Annotated in this window: 17 protein-coding genes; 5 read left to right on the top strand and 12 right to left on the bottom strand. The window is 62.8% G+C overall.

Features of this window, described 5'->3' with window-relative positions; translation table 11 throughout:
* Positions 1-280 precede the first annotated feature (280 nt).
* On the bottom strand, positions 281-466 hold the full coding sequence (locus EN869_RS18400; RefSeq protein WP_127227011.1) for a hypothetical protein: 186 nt from the start codon (positions 464-466) through the stop codon (positions 281-283).
* A gap of 220 nt (positions 467-686) precedes the next feature.
* On the opposite strand from EN869_RS18400, the gene EN869_RS18395 reads away from it, so the two are divergent.
* The gene (locus EN869_RS18395) at positions 687-1,586 is read left to right on the top strand and encodes a LysR substrate-binding domain-containing protein (RefSeq protein WP_040981895.1); all 900 of its coding nucleotides are present in this window, start codon (positions 687-689) and stop codon (positions 1,584-1,586) included.
* Between the two features lies 1 nt (position 1,587).
* Here the strand turns inward: EN869_RS18395 and EN869_RS18390 are convergent, their stop codons facing one another.
* On the bottom strand, positions 1,588-2,550 hold the full coding sequence (locus EN869_RS18390) for an alpha/beta hydrolase (protein WP_127227012.1): 963 nt from the start codon (positions 2,548-2,550) through the stop codon (positions 1,588-1,590).
* A gap of 303 nt (positions 2,551-2,853) precedes the next feature.
* Positions 2,854-3,039: a hypothetical protein gene (locus EN869_RS18385; RefSeq protein WP_127227013.1), complete on the bottom strand. Its 186-nt coding sequence runs from the start codon at positions 3,037-3,039 to the stop codon at positions 2,854-2,856.
* Between the two features lie 288 nt (positions 3,040-3,327).
* Here EN869_RS18385 and EN869_RS18380 point away from each other — a divergent pair, with 288 nt between their 5' ends.
* Positions 3,328-4,350: an acyltransferase gene (locus EN869_RS18380; RefSeq protein WP_245512339.1), complete on the top strand. Its 1,023-nt coding sequence runs from the start codon at positions 3,328-3,330 to the stop codon at positions 4,348-4,350.
* Positions 4,351-4,374: 24 nt separating this feature from the next.
* Here the strand turns inward: EN869_RS18380 and EN869_RS18375 are convergent, their stop codons facing one another.
* Positions 4,375-6,444 (bottom strand): ASKHA domain-containing protein, encoded by a 2,070-nt coding sequence (locus EN869_RS18375; RefSeq protein WP_127227014.1) that lies wholly within the window; start codon positions 6,442-6,444, stop codon positions 4,375-4,377.
* Between the two features lie 89 nt (positions 6,445-6,533).
* Here EN869_RS18375 and EN869_RS18370 point away from each other — a divergent pair, with 89 nt between their 5' ends.
* On the top strand, positions 6,534-6,776 hold the full coding sequence (locus EN869_RS18370; RefSeq protein ID WP_245489330.1) for a hypothetical protein: 243 nt from the start codon (positions 6,534-6,536) through the stop codon (positions 6,774-6,776).
* Between the two features lie 79 nt (positions 6,777-6,855).
* Here EN869_RS18370 and EN869_RS18365 read toward each other — a convergent pair whose 3' ends face one another.
* From EN869_RS18365 to EN869_RS18340, 6 genes are all read right to left on the bottom strand, one after another.
* Complete coding sequence (locus EN869_RS18365; protein ID WP_127227016.1) at positions 6,856-7,830, bottom strand: methyltetrahydrofolate cobalamin methyltransferase; 975 nt, start codon at positions 7,828-7,830, stop codon at positions 6,856-6,858.
* 138 nt (positions 7,831-7,968) lie between these two features.
* Entirely contained in the window at positions 7,969-9,060 is a 1,092-nt protein-coding gene (locus tag EN869_RS18360) for a methylenetetrahydrofolate reductase (RefSeq protein WP_127227017.1), read from the bottom strand.
* Positions 9,057-9,647 carry a methylenetetrahydrofolate reductase C-terminal domain-containing protein gene (locus EN869_RS18355; RefSeq protein ID WP_127227018.1) on the bottom strand — a complete coding sequence of 197 codons (591 nt, stop codon included), beginning with the start codon at positions 9,645-9,647 and terminating at the stop codon, positions 9,057-9,059. The genes EN869_RS18360 and EN869_RS18355 overlap by 4 nt, the downstream gene beginning before the upstream one ends.
* Positions 9,640-9,942, bottom strand: coding sequence for a virulence factor (locus EN869_RS18350; protein ID WP_127227019.1), 303 nt, complete (start codon positions 9,940-9,942; stop codon positions 9,640-9,642). The genes EN869_RS18355 and EN869_RS18350 overlap by 8 nt, the downstream gene beginning before the upstream one ends.
* A gap of 134 nt (positions 9,943-10,076) precedes the next feature.
* A complete protein-coding gene (locus EN869_RS18345) occupies positions 10,077-10,859 on the bottom strand; it encodes a formyl transferase (RefSeq protein ID WP_127227020.1) in 783 nt (260 codons plus the stop codon).
* A gap of 93 nt (positions 10,860-10,952) precedes the next feature.
* Positions 10,953-11,528, bottom strand: coding sequence for a DUF4893 domain-containing protein (locus tag EN869_RS18340; RefSeq protein WP_127227021.1), 576 nt, complete (start codon positions 11,526-11,528; stop codon positions 10,953-10,955).
* 126 nt (positions 11,529-11,654) lie between these two features.
* Between EN869_RS18340 and EN869_RS18335 the strand changes: the two genes are divergently transcribed.
* The gene (locus EN869_RS18335) at positions 11,655-12,623 is read left to right on the top strand and encodes an NAD(P)-dependent oxidoreductase (protein WP_127227022.1); all 969 of its coding nucleotides are present in this window, start codon (positions 11,655-11,657) and stop codon (positions 12,621-12,623) included.
* Here the strand turns inward: EN869_RS18335 and EN869_RS18330 are convergent.
* On the bottom strand, positions 12,575-13,204 hold the full coding sequence (locus tag EN869_RS18330; RefSeq protein WP_127227023.1) for a DUF1638 domain-containing protein: 630 nt from the start codon (positions 13,202-13,204) through the stop codon (positions 12,575-12,577). The two genes, EN869_RS18335 and EN869_RS18330, sit on opposite strands and share 49 nt — an antisense overlap.
* Before the next feature lie 51 nt (positions 13,205-13,255).
* On the opposite strand from EN869_RS18330, the gene EN869_RS18325 reads away from it, so the two are divergent.
* The gene (locus EN869_RS18325; RefSeq protein WP_041003961.1) at positions 13,256-13,390 is read left to right on the top strand and encodes an entericidin A/B family lipoprotein; all 135 of its coding nucleotides are present in this window, start codon (positions 13,256-13,258) and stop codon (positions 13,388-13,390) included.
* Between the two features lie 74 nt (positions 13,391-13,464).
* On the opposite strand, the gene EN869_RS18320 is transcribed toward EN869_RS18325, so the two are convergent.
* Positions 13,465-14,163, bottom strand: a complete 699-nt coding sequence (locus EN869_RS18320) for a B12-binding domain-containing protein (protein ID WP_126099636.1) — start codon at positions 14,161-14,163, stop codon at positions 13,465-13,467.
* Positions 14,164-14,326: the final 163 nt, after the last annotated feature.

Genomic DNA, 14,326 nt, shown 5'->3' with positions numbered 1-14,326 from the left:
ACGCCGATATAGGCTCGCTTCAGCAAAAACTAAATCGCAAAAACGAAGCGCTTGATATGAAAAGCGACATGATTTGCGACGTTTTTGAGCAGGCTGCATAAAATTTTTTATTATTTACAGTGGTTTGACCTGAAAATTAACCCGCTATGCGAGTGGTTCATATGCGTCATGCAGCGGCCGCATGGCTGGAAAGGTCGTTTGAATGCAAACAAAAAAGCTATAAAAACAAAAGGCCTGCCGAGCTGACGCGGCAGGCCTTCAGAATTCCATACACACGTGATTACTTCGCTCCGGCCCAGGTTCCGACACCGTGGCGCGAGCTGGTCTTGACGTCGGCCGCTTCAGGCCAGCCGATATCCTTCTGCAGTTCGATCGGCAGCGCATGGATGGCGCGTTCGGTCTGGTAGCGGGCCCGGGCCGCGCTGAATTCGGTCGCAAGCCGACCGATGGACGACAGGATAGACATTTTCTTTCTCCTCTATGCGGGCAGGGAGGCGCCCGGCATTGCGTTAGGTCAGGTCTGTTTCAGCTTCATTTCATGTCGATTGCAGGACTGTGTCAGGGTCGTTTGATGGCTGCTTTTGGCAGCAGCCTGCATCGATCGAGTTGACTATGCGCCTGGAGTGATGTTCAATCAAACGAAATGGAATGATGGATTGCATCAGAAAAATTGAAGGCTGTCTCCCATGAATGCCCCGCTCAATCATCCTTTGCCGCTGCTTGATCTCGACGTGCTTCGCACCTTCGTGGCGATCGCCGAGACCGGCAGTTTCACCACCGCCGCCAATGCGGTGTTCCGCACGCCGTCGGCCGTTTCCATGCAGATCAAGAAGCTGGAGGACATCCTTGGCCGTTCCGTTTTCGCGCGCGACGCGCGTTCGGTGACGCTGACCACGGATGGCGAGATGCTGCTCGGCTACGCACGCCGGCTGCTGTCGATCAACCGGGAGGTGGTGTCTAAGTTCATCATTCCCGACATTGTCGGCGTGGTGCGACTCGGTTCCCCGGACGACTATGGCGAGCGCGTGCTGCCGCATGTGCTGAAGCGGTTCGCGCAGTCGCATCCCTCGATCGCGGTCGACGTCACCATCGACCAGAGCATCAACCTGCGCCGCCGCATGGACGACCGCGCGCTCGACATCACGCTGCTGACCAATTCCTACAAGACCAGCGCGATCGGCGCCGAGGTGCTGTTGACCGAGCCGATCGTGTGGGCAGGCGCCAAGGGCGGCTGCGCACATCTGCGCGAACCGTTGCCGGTGTCGCTGTGGGAAGAGGGTTGCGCCTGGCGGGCCGGCGCTCTCGAAGCGCTCGGACGCGAGGGCCGCAACTACCGCATCGCCTATATGAGTGCCCATACGGCAGGCCAGCGCGCCGCCATTATGGCCGACCTTGCGGTGGCGCCACTGCCGAAGTCGTTCCTCGGCGACGAGATGGTGTCGCTGGGCGCCAAGGACGGCATGCCGGAGATCGGCACCTATAATCTTGCCATGGTGGTGGCCCCCGACGCCAGCGCGCCGGTGAAGGCGGTCGCCGACCATATCCGGGCGACCTTTGAACTGTTCCGCGAAACCGGCAAGTTCTGAGTTATTCGGCCGCCGGGGCCGGGCGCTCTGCGAAAATGGTTTTCGTCCTGCGTCGCGCTTGAGCCAGTCGCGGCGAAGGAGCCGTGAGGAAGTCGACGATGCTGTCGCGCGCGCGGCGCGCTTCCGGCATTTCGATCAGCGGCCACACATGGAACATGCCTTCCTCATAGACCACGTCGACCTCGACGCCGGCGGCGCGCGCTCGTTCGGCGAAGATCAGATTGTCGGGGCTGAGCAGATCGCGGGATCCGGTGAGCAGCAATGTCTTCGGCAGCACCGAGAGATCGCCGTAGAGCGGGCTAATGTGCCAGTCGGAACGATCGATGCCGGCGCTGTAGAGCCGGATCGCCTCCAGTCCGCCCGGAATGCCGAGCCACGGATCGTTGCGCTCGGCCTCGAACACTTCCGGATTGGACAGCGACATGTCGAGGCCGGGAGAGATCAGCACGTGGCGTGACGGTGAGGGCAGGCCCTCCTCGGCCGCTATCATGGTCAGCACGACGGCCATGTTGCCGCCGGCGGAATCGCCCATGAAGACGATGTCCTCGGCGTCGGTCACATCGAGCATGCGCCGGTAGACATCGCCGACCATGCCGAACATGTCGTGAAAATCGTGCTCCGGCGCGATGGGGTAGACCGGCACGGTTATGCCGAAGCCGAGGCGTTCGGCCATCTCGGCGATCAGCCCCCAATGGTAGGGCGTGATCTGAAAGACGAAGGCGCCGCCATGCATGTAGAGGATGCGCCGGCGCTCGCCTGCCTTCGGGGCGATCTCATAGACGGGAAAGCCGCCGATTTCGGTCTCGGTGATGTCCAGCCGCGCCTTGAGCAAGGCCGGCGGATGATGGTCCTCGGTCTTGCGGGCGTAAGCGATCCAGCGCTGCAGGTTTTCGGGACTGGAAAATGCCTTCTTGCGGCTGTGCCGCAGAACGAATGAAACGAGATGGCTTTTCAAACTGGGCATGCGGATACACGGATCTCGGCAGAGCCGACTAAGAGATTTCCCCCCGCTCCTCGAAGATCGTACCGCCGTTAAAAATGTCAAGGTTTCGCCGCTGGCACATCGGCGTGATCCGATGGTGCCAAGTCTTGGTCCGCGCAATGCCGGACGGAAAGTTACGGTGAGTGGCCGAGCCTAACCGCTTCGGGATCATGCTTTAGCGCCGCTTCGGCAGCAGTGCCGCGCGCAATTTGTTGTCGCCGGTCGCCAGGGCCGCGTTCTGGCCCCGGCGGTTGCCGAGCAGCTTGCATTTGTCGGCGAAGGTCATCAGCGCGGCGTGCCCAGAAGCAGCTTGTGCAGTGCTGCCTGCGGGTCGCTCGGCGGCGAGGCCGGCCAACCGATATCCTTCCGGACATGCGCCGGCAGATCGTTGAGCGCGCGGATCGCCTTGTTCCTGGCATGGGCCTGCCTGATGGTGACACCGAAGCGGCTGAGATTTCCAAACATCGACATTTTCATCTCCCTTTAAGAGCAGCGGTGGCCGAGCTATCCCGGCCGCGATGCGGTGCCCGTTAAATGGCTGACGCGTGTATCGGATCGATTTCGCGAAAACAGCGTTTCGGTTTCAGGAACGCGCGGTTCCGAAACATTGCATGCAAACGACGTTGGCAGGCCAGGCGTGCCGGTTCTTACCTGCATCGCGCCATAAGCGGTTGACAGCGGTGCGCGGCTTCATAGGTATTCTGCAATGCGATACCGACTGCATGCACTGCAGCGTGGCTCGATCTGGACTCGAGCGTCGTGACCAGCATCCACAGTATTCAATATCTGCGGGGCCTCGCCGCATGCGCTGTGGTTTGCTTCCACGTCAGCGAGCAGTTCGGCGGCCCGTTCGATGTCGGAGCAGCTGGCGTCGATATCTTTTTCGTCATCAGCGGCTTCATCATGTGGGTGACGACCGCCGGCCGGCCGGCCGATCCCTGGCGTTTCATGAGCCGCCGCTTCACCCGCATCGTGCCTCTCTACTGGATCGTCACGCTTCTGACCGCGGCGGGCATCCTGCTCAAGTCGCAGTTCTTTTACGGCCACTTCCTCAGTGTCTCGAATTTCGTCGGTTCGCTGTTCTTCGTGCCGGTGCTGCAGGAGAACGCGCTGCATCCGGTTGTCCTACAGGGGTGGACGCTCTGCTATGAAATGATGTTCTATCTGCTTTTCACCCTGGCTCTGTTCCTCGGGGAGCGCTGGCGGTTTGGCGTTCTCGTGGGAGCGCTTGTGACGATCGTCGCGCTGCATTTCGCTTTCGCGGCGGGATATGCACGTGCCTTCACCGATCCTGTCGTGCTCGAGTTCGCGGCCGGAGCTGCCGTGGGGCGGTTGTGGCTCCAGGGCGCCAGGGTTCCGCTCGGAGCGGCGCTGGCGATGGCTGGCGCGGGATTTCTGCTGCTTGCGGCCAGCCCACTGCTCGAGGCGGATATGGCTCGCGTCTTGCGCTGGGGGCTTCCGGCCACATTGATCGTGGCCGGCGCTGTCTTTGCCGAACGGGCCCGGCCGTTCAAGCCTGCTGCGCTGCCCAGCTTTCTCGGCGATGCGTCCTATTCGATCTATCTATGGCATGTGGTGGTCGGCGTCCTGGCGACCGGTGTCGTGTTGAGGATCGGGACCCCGGCGGCACTGCAGCCGGCAATGATCCTGGTCGGCACGCTTGCCTTCTCGGCAGTGCTTTATCTGCTCGTCGAAAAGCCGCTGGTCGCTCTGCTGCACCCGCAACGCCCCAAGGGTGCCGTGAAGGCAAGAAACGCCGGGGCCGCAGGCGCGGCAGAATGAGCTCGCTGCTCGCTTGAGCTTGCTCTAGTCGCGGCCACGCCTTGCAGCCCGCTCCTCGCGCGAGCGCCGGCGCGGGGTGGCGTCGCCGGCGCCGCCGTCCTCGCTCATCGCCTTGCGCGGCGGCAGCTTCACCGCGGCGGCCAGCTTGGGGAAGGGGTCGACCTTGTTCGGCAGCGCCATGGCGTAGACGAAGTGCTCCTGGAATTTCGGCTCCAGCGCCGTCTCGATCTTCTCGATCCGGCTCACCGTCTCCTCGATCTCGCGGCGGTAGCCGCGGTTGAGGAGCGCCATGCGGGCGCCGGCGCCGGCGGCGTTGCCGACGGCCGAGACCTTGTCGAGATCGCAGTCAGGTATCAGGCCGAGCACCATGGCGTATTTCGGATCGATGAAGGAACCGAACGCGCCGGCGAAATGGATGCGGTCAACATGATCGGTGTGCTGCTTTTCCATCAAAAGCTTGGTGCCGGCATAGAGCGCCGCCTTGGCAAGCTGGATGGCGCGCACGTCGTTCTGGGTGATGGTGATCTTCGGCTCGCCTTCCTTCAGCACATAGGAGAAGGTGCGGCCGTTGGTCACGATGCGCGGCGAGCGCATGGCAAGCGATCCGTCGACGACGCCGTCCTCCGAAATGATGCCCGACAGATACATCTCGGCGATCACTTCGATGATGCCGGAGCCGCAGATGCCAGTGACGCCGGTCGCCTGCACGCTCTCTGTAAAGCCGGGCTGATCGGACCACAGTTCCGAGCCGATGACGCGGTAGCGCGGCTCCAACGTGTCGGGATCGATGCGCACGCGCTCGATGGCGCCGGGCGCCGCGCGCTGGCCGCCTGAGATTTCCGCGCCCTCGAAGGCCGGACCGGTGGGCGAGGAGGCCGCGACGACGCGCGTGGAATTGCCGAGCACGATTTCGGCATTGGTGCCGACGTCGACGATCAACATCATCTCGTCCTGGCGATGCGGGCCTTCCGACAGGGTGACGGCGGCCGCATCGGCGCCGACATGGCCGGCAATGCAGGGCAGCATGTAGAGGCGGGCGCCCTGGTTGAGCTTGAGGCCGATGTCGGATGCCTTGATGCGCACCGCGCCCGAGACGGCGAGCGCGAACGGCGCGCCGCCAAGCTCGGTCGGATCGATGCCGAGGAACAAATGATGCATGATCGGATTGCCGACGAAGACGGAATCCAGGATGTCGGCGCGCTGGACGTTGCCTTCGGCGCAAACCTTGTCGACGAGGCTTGAGATTGCCTCGCGCACGGCGACCGTCATGCCTTCGCGGCCGTCCGGGTTCATCATCACATAGGAGACGCGGCTCATCAGATCCTCGCCGAAGCGGATCTGCGGATTGGAGGTGCCGGAGGACGCGGCGACGCGGCCCGAGAGCAGTGACACCAGATGCATGGCGATGGTCGTCGAGCCGATGTCGCAGGCGAGGCCGTAGGCTTCGTTCTTCAGGCCGGGCCACAGAGCGATGACGCGCGCGATGTCGCTGTCGGCATCCTTGTGGATGGCGGCGGTTGCGGTCCAGTTGCCCTTGCGCAGGATGCCCTGCACCTGCGGCATGAGGTAGAAGTCGAATTCGAGGTTCTTGAGGTTCCAGTCCTTCATCAAGGCGATCTTGAGCCGGTCGAGGTCGCCGAGCGGCTTGTGCATGTCGGGCTCTTCGATCTCGACATAGCACATGCGGATCGCCGTATCGCGGGCGATCACCCTGGTGTCGGCGTCCTTGCGGATTGTCTGGGCGTTGATGACCGTGTCCTGCGGCACGTCGATGACGAGGTCGCCGAGGATCTGGGCGGAGCAGGAGAGGCGACGGCGCTCGGGCAGGCCGCGGACGCGCTCATAGCGCTCTTCCTTGGCGCCCTTGGGCGAAATGTGGTCGTTCGACGAAACAATCTTGTGCTTGGCGAAATTGCCTTCCTGCACCTCGATCTGGCAACGCCCGCAGGTGGCGCGGCCGCCGCACACGCTCTCGACATAGACGCCGAGTTGGCGCGCGGCATCGAGCACCGGCGTGCCGACCGGGAACCGGCCGCGCTTCCCGGACGGCATGAACAGCACGAGCGGATCGGTGATGTTGGGCGGAGGATTCATGCTGGCACGCGTCTCGATGGCAATTGCCGATGCCGTTTAACGGATCGTTCTACTATTGGGCGGAGAGTCGGTTGGTCCAGGGGCCAACCATGTCGGATCTGCTGCTCTCCGCCGTCCTCACCGCGTTCACCATGGTGCGCGTGATCAAGGGTTCGTGGCTGCGCAATCCGCAATATCTTGCTACCGGGATTCTCGGCGCGGTCGTCGGAACCTTGGCGCTGCATGCATATTGGCCCGCCTATGATGATGATTTCATCGTCGGCGGCGTCACGGGCATTTTCGGATCGTGGGCGGGCATGGCGCTGTTCGACGCCATATTGGGCGCGGCCTGAACGCAAAGCAGAGCTGTCCGACCGCATCCACGATGCGATCGGACCAGCGCTGTTTGCGATGCGGCTCACGATTGCGCGCTTATCCCCTCGCCATGCGGGCTTCGCGACCGCCGCGGCGGCGGCCGCCGGCGGCAGCGCCGTCGCCTGGCGCGGTCACCGCAACCGGAGCAGCGACCGCGTGGCCGCCTTCGGCCGGCTTGTAGTCCTTGTAGGTGCGGATCCAGTTGGTGCAGTTCTCGTCGGTGCCGTTGAGCACATTGGCGCCGCGCACGGCTTCCATTTCCTGCGGACGCACCGGGTTCATGATGGCGCTCGTCATGCCGGCGCCGATCACCATCGGGATGAAGGCGGCGTTGATGCCGTGGCGGTGCGGCAGGCCGAAGGAGATGTTGGAGAGGCCGCAGGTGGTGTTGACCTTGAGCTCCTCACGCAGGCGGCGCAGCAGCGCGAACACCTGGTGGCCAGCATCGCCCAGCGCGCCGATCGGCATGACCAGCGGGTCGACGACGACGTCATGCGAAGGAATGCCGTGGTCGGCGCAGCGCTCGACGATCTTCTTGGCGACGGCGAAGCGGACGTCCGGGTCCATCGAGATGCCGGTCTCGTCATTGGAGATGGCAACAACCGGGACGTTGTATTTCTTGACCAGCGGCAGGATGGCCTCGAGCTTTTCTTCCTCGCCGGTGACGGAGTTGACCAGCGGGCGGCCCTTGGCGACCTTCAGCGCCGCCTCGATCGCGGCGGTGACGGATGAGTCGATCGAGAGTGGCAGGTCGACCAGGCCCTGCACGATCTCCAGCGTCTGCACCAGCAGCGCCGGCTCGGTAGCGTTGGGGTCGACGGCGGTGACGCCGGCATTGACGTCCAGCATGGTGGCGCCGCAGGCGGCCTGTTCCAGCGCGTCCTTGATGACGGTCTCGAAATTGCCAGCCACCATTTCGGCGGCCAGCTTCTTGCGGCCGGTCGGGTTGATGCGTTCGCCGATCACGCAGAAGGGCTGATCGAAGCCGATGACGATTTCTCGGGTTGCCGAGGCGACGATGGTGCGGGTCATGCGATCTCTCCGTCGGGATATAAAGAGTTCTTTATATCGTTATCTGATTTGGTTCAAGCGGATGGTGACTGCCACCTAGACTCTAAGTTCATGTATGTCGTTGTCCCAAAACCGGTTCCCACTTTTGGGCGACATACATCAATGCGCGGTCTTCACCATGTCCACCTGGGTTTCGGTAATCTCGTCGTGCAGTATGTGGTCGAGACGCTCGGCGACGATCTGGTCGTCGCGGCGGATTTCGCGTTGCCAGGGCTGGCGGCCTTTCAGCACCCCGGATTCATCGACGATCTCGGCGACATATTCCTCCTGGCGGTAGGCCATCACGTGGATGCCGGCGACGCCCGGGATTTCCTTCACCTCGTTGATGATGTCGATGCAGAGCTGCTTGCCTTCCTTCTTCTGATCCTGCGCACCTTCCAGCCGCTTGATCACCGCGTCGGGGATGTGGATGCCCGGCACGTTGGAGCGGATCCATTTCGCCGTCTTGGCGGAAGCCAGCGGACCGACGCCGCAGAGCAGGAACAGCTTTTCGGTGTGGCCGAGATCGCGGGCCTTCTGCATGAAGGTTTTGAACATCGGCACGTCGAAGCAATACTGCGTCTGCGCGAACTGCGCGCCGGCGGCGATCTTCTTGCCGAGATGGACCGGGCGGAAGTCGTAAGGCGGCGCGAAAGGATTGACCGCGCAACCGAGGAAAACCTGCGGCGGCGTCGTCAGCTTGCGGCCGGACAGGAACTTGCCGTTGTCGCGCATGATGCGGATGGTTTCGAGCAGCGACATGGAATCGAGGTCGAACACCGGCTTGGCGCCGGGCTGGTCGCCGGCCTGCACGCCGTCGCCGGTGAGGCACAGCATATTCGCGACGCCCATCGCGGCGCCGCCCAAGACGTCGCCCTGAATGGCGATGCGGTTCTTGTCGCGGCAGGCGATCTGCATGATCGGCGCATAGCCCATGCGGGTAAGCAGCGCGCAGATGCCGACCGACGACATGTGGCAGTTGGCGCCGGAGGCATCGACCGCGTTGATGGCGTCGACCCAGCCGTCGAAGATCTTGGCGCGGTTGTAGACGTCTTCCGGATCGGCGCTGTCGGGCGGATTGAGCTCGGTCGTCACCGCGAACTCGCCGCGGCGCAGCACGCGCTCCAGCCGGCCGCGAGACGTGTGGCCGGGCAGGGGATCGAGCGGCAGGTGGATGCCGGCCGGGTTCTCGTCAAGCTGGCGGGCGTTCATGCCGAAGCTCCGGGATTCTGGGTCGTTTCACGCGCCGCGGCGGCCTGCGCGGTCACCCTCAGCCAGGCCGAGGTTTCGCGCAGCGACTGGTCGACCGGCTTCTGCACGTCGAGGATCTTGTCGCCATGCACCATGTTGCGCGAGCCTTCCCAGGCCTTCACCCAGACGCAGGGCATGTCCGGCTCGACCTCGCAATTGCCGTTGGCGCGCACGCCGCCGCACGGGCCGTTGCGCAGTTGCTTCGGGCAGTTCATCGGGCACGACATGCCGGTGGAGGAGAGCACGCACTGGCCGCACATGCGGCAGTCGAACATGAAGCCCTTGACGCGCTTCTCGACAAATTTCACCGGAGCTTCGACACGGCCATAGCCGATGCCTTTCCACAGCGGGTGGAGCAGCAGGAAGACGTCGGCGAACCTGCTGTAGAACCATTCGAGCAGCCGCGAGTGCCGGATGGACCAAAGCCGCACGGCAAACGTGCGCTGGACGCGCCGCTGCGGCGACACGTCGGCAGGCTTGTAGTCGGATTTCGGCGCTGCCTTCTTGACCAAGGTGGCCTGGGTAACCGTCGGCTGCTTGTCAGACATTTTCTTTCCCGCCAGCCTTGACCAGAGCGACCAGCCGCTCGCGGTCATATTTCGCGTCGAGTTCCTGGAAAGCCTTTTCGACCTCGGCCTCGATGTCATCGCCGACCGGAACCGGGTCGGCCTTGCGCCATTCCGCCAGATAGTCGTCGGTGCCGCCGGCGCCGGTGCGCATGGCGCACATGTCGATCGCCTCGGTGAAGCGCAGCGGCAGTTCGCGCTTGGCGTTCTGCCGGCCCTTCTTGACGATGACCTGGGCGGGGATGTCGCGCCAATAGACGACGATCAAATCGGCCATAAAACTCTTGCTCCTTGATGCTGCGAGCATTGCCGCAAGCGCCGTTGGGCCGCTTGTTATGGGACGACGCGCGCGCCTTCAAAAGCGACGCTGCTGATGACGCAAAGCGAATGCTGAAATTCGTCGCCGGCTGGTTACCAGACGCGTTTGGTCAGACCGGTCCAGAGATAGTACCAGATCGTCGGGTGATACCACTGCTTCGACGGCAGGCCCGGATCGATCGTTTCCAATCTGCCGGCGAGCGCATTGCCGATCGCCTCGACGCAGATATCACGCGAAAAGGCGGCCTGACGCAGCGCGTAGCCGGCGATGGTGTCGCCTGTTTTGGGCTTGCCGCGCGCCTGCTTCATCACGCCGCCGGTGTCGACGCCGGCATCGACCAGATGCACGGTAGTGCCGAAGTTCCCTTGATCGCCGGAGGCTAGCGCCCAGTAGCCGCCATTCATGCCGCGATATTTTGGGGCGATGCCGGCGTGATAGTTGAGCACCGGGCAAGGCATCTTTGCCAGCATATCCTTCGACAGCAGCCTGCAGCCGGCGAGCAGGACGACACCCGGCTTGATGCGCTTGATTTCCTTCAGGCATTCCGGGCCGTTAGCCGACGGCACATGGATGATCGCCTGGCCTTGCCGCGGCTCGGTCGCGAGCTTCTCCTCGGCGATCAGCCGCCCGGCATGGCCGGCAAGGAAGCGCTTGCCAAGTCTGGTCAGCACCATGGTGCCAAGCTGGCCGATGGCCGAGATCCAGCCCTGCCGCCGTGCGCGGCCCATGAGCAGCCGCTTTTTGGATTCGGGGGCTTCGAGGATGACGCTCACCGGACCGACGCGGTCGGCAAGCGCGTTGACGATGGCCCAGATATGCGGACCACCTTCGGTGACGACCACGATTGGTCGCGTACTCGATTCCGTCGCCGCCATGGCAAGCACCTGCTCTGAAGACCGGCGGATGCTATTCGGCGCGGGTTAATCCTTGGTGTGCCGAAGGCCTTCAGTCAGGCGCCGAGGCCCGGCTCAGCGCTTGAATTCCATGATGTCGAGTTTCGATTCATAATAGGGTGCGGGGAATTCGATGCGCCATTCGGTGGCGCTGTTGCGGAAGGCGTAGCCGACCTGGTCGCTTTCGGGGCCGCTGCTATAGGGCTTGGCCTTGTCGTCATTGACGGAGAACGAGCCGAGGTAGATGGCGCGCTTCTCGTTGTCGTCGAAGAAGCGGCCGGTCGTACGCTGCGAGCCGCTGATCTTCGCAAGCCGCCAGCCGGAGCCATCGTCGGTGACCTTGCACTTGAACCAGCCATAGATAACGAGTGGGCTGATACCGCCTGCCTTGATGGTGCGGCACTTCCAGTTGCCGGTGAGATCCTTGTCGGAGAAGGCGACCAGCGGCTTGGCGAGCAGTTCATCCAGTTGCTTGACCTCGGCCGGATCGCCGGCCTTGGCCTCATCGAGGGCTGCCTTGCGCGTCTCGCCATACTTGTCCAGCCGCGCCTTATCGGCGGCGGTGATCAGCTTCTGTACCTCGCCATCGGCATGAGCAGGCAAAGTCAGGACGATGAGGCCGAGGGTGGCAAAAAGCAGGCGTGGGGTCATGAAATCTGTTTCCTCAATCAATGGCTGGAACAAAGTTCTTTCTGCCACTGGCGCACAACTTACCGGTTCGCGATCGGCTGTCATCCGTGCTTAACAGCGTGGGCTCGGAAAAATGGTGTTCGATCGATGCGGATCTTGCTCACGGGATCGTCCGGCTGGCTGGGCAGTGGGCTTGAGCCAAGACTCAAGGCGCTCGGCCATGATGTCATCGGCCTTGATCCGGTTCTCTCGGCGCGCACGCAGATCGTCGGCTCGATCGCGGATCGCGATCTTGTTCTGAGAACCGTCCGCAAGCACAGCATCGAGGCCATCATTCACAGCGGCGCGCTGCACAAACCGAATATCGAGCATTTCGAGAACAGCGCCTTCGTCGCGACGAATGTGCAAGGCACGCTCAACCTGCTCGACGCGGCCGTAGCCTGTGGTGTGAGGCGCTTCGTCTTCACCTCGACGACGTCGCTGATGATCTCGCGGGCGATCCGCGCCGGGTTCCAGGGCGGCGCGCGCGAGGCGGCCTGGCTGACGGAAGAGATGTCGCCGGAGCCGCGCAACATCTATGGCGTGACGAAGCTGTCGGCCGAGCATCTGTGCCGCCTCTATCATATCGAGCACGGGCTGCCGGTGGTGGTGCTGCGCACGGCGCGCTTCTTTCCCGAAGCGGACGACATGGCGCATGCGATCGAGCAGTCCGATGCCAACACCAAGGCGAACGAATTGCTGTTCCGGCGGCTGACGGTGGAGGATGCAGCGGAGGCCCATGTCGCAGCGTTGGAGAAGGCGCCGAGCCTGGGCTTCGACGTCTTTATCGTCTCGGCGCCGACGCCGTTCAAACCGGAGGATTGCGCCGAGCTAATCGCCGACGCGCCATCGGTTGTCGCGCGCTATTTCCCGGATTATCCGCGCCTCTACGCCAGGAAGGGCTGGACGATGTTCTCGTCGATCGACCGTGTTTACGATCCGTCGCGTGCAAGGGAACGACTGGGCTTCGTGTGCAAGACGAGTTTTGCCGATGTATTGGCGGCGCTCGAAGCGGAGGCGCGAAGCCCTCAGGCGCCGGCTGCCGCCCGCGCCAGCTCGCTTGTCAGATCGCCATAGCCGGTCGGGCGGCGTTCATAGGCGAGGCCGAGCATGGCCGCGGCTTTTTCGGCAACCTTGTCGAGCTCGGGATCGTCGGTCTGGGCGAGATAGATGAGCTTCTCGTAATTGCCGAAATAGTCCTTGATCAGCTCCGGATGCCGGTCCAAGCCGAGCGGCTTGATGAAGAAGGCCTCGAACTGGCGGCAGAGGAAGTCGGTCATGTAGAACGACATCATGTCGTCCTCGGCGACCTTCGTATAGGCATCCATGCCCTGGTAGAAGGCAAAGCAATGCGGCCCGGCCATGCGCTCGACGCCATGCTTCTCGATGACGCGGTCGAGCAGGCCGCCGGTGCCGCAATCGGCATAACCGACGAAGATGCGCCCGTAGCCTTCGGCCTTGGCCTTCTCGATCGCCTTGTCCATCGCCGGCGCGATGCGATCCGGATAGAAGTGGAACTCGGCCGGCAAGCAGGTCAGCTCGAGATGGTCAAGCTTTAGCTGTTGCTTGACGGCCAAAACTTCGCGCGCAATCATCCCGCAGGCGATGACGAGCAGCCTGTCTGTTTGATTCGGTTCCATTTTTTGCGTCTTGACCAAGTCGGGCCGGCTTTCGCTGGGGCTTAATATCTGTCGAGGGAGACACCGTCCATGAAACTGCTACGCATCGCGCCGATCGCCATCCTGGCCTGCGCGCTTGCACTCACCGCCTGCGCCAACACCATCCGGGGCGTCGGCAAGGACGTCAAATCGACGGCAAGGGCGGTCAAAGACACTGTCAACTGATCTTCTCCCATCATCTGGGAACAAAAAAGCCGCGCTGCAAGGCGCGGCTTTTTTGATCCATCCTGATGCCTTGGTCAGGCGGAAGCGCGAACGTTGTGCTTGCGCTTCATGAAATCCTTGGCGGTCTCCACGGCCACCGCCGCGTCGCGGCAATAGGCGTCGGCGCCGACGGCCTTGCCGAATTCCTCGTTGAGCGGCGCGCCGCCGACCAGCACGACATAATCGTCGCGGATGCCCTTTTCCTTCATCGTGTCGATGACGACCTTCATATAGGGCATCGTGGTGGTGAGCAGCGCCGACATGCCGATGATGTCGGGCTGGTGCTGCTCGATGGCGTCCAGATATTTCTCGACCGCGTTGTTGATGCCGAGGTCGATGACGTCGAAGCCGGCGCCTTCCATCATCATGCCGACGAGGTTCTTGCCGATGTCGTGAATGTCGCCCTTGACGGTGCCGATCACCATCTTTCCCTGCTTTGGCGCGCCGGTGGCGGCAAGCAGCGGACGCAGGATCGCCATGCCGGCCTTCATGGCGTTGGCCGACAGCAGCACTTCCGGCACGAACAGGATGCCATCGCGGAAGTCTTCGCCGACGATGCGCATGCCTTCGACCAGCGCCTCGGTCAGCACCTTGTAAGGCGCCCAATTGCGCTCGAGAAGGATATGCGTGCCTTCCTCGATTTCTTCCTTCAGCCCGTCATAGAGGTCGTCGTGCATCTGCTGCACAAGCTCCTCGTCGGAAAGCTCGGAAAGGATGATCTCGTCGTCGGACATTTTTCTCGGGCTCCTTGCTGCTCGGAATGACTGCGGCAGCCTAAAAATCGATGCGCCAATACCTAACCCGCGAGGGCAAGCTAGCCATAGCTGATTTGCGACTTCCCGCAAAAGGAAAGCGACTGAAAAATTGGCGCTTTTCTTGTCGATTTTGCGACAGGCG

The sequence above is a fragment of the Mesorhizobium sp. M2D.F.Ca.ET.226.01.1.1 genome, assembly GCF_004022705.2.
GTDB lineage: Bacteria > Pseudomonadota > Alphaproteobacteria > Rhizobiales > Rhizobiaceae > Mesorhizobium.
The sequence above is the reverse complement of the archived record's forward strand: the minus strand, read 5'-3'. Positions and strand labels throughout refer to the sequence as shown.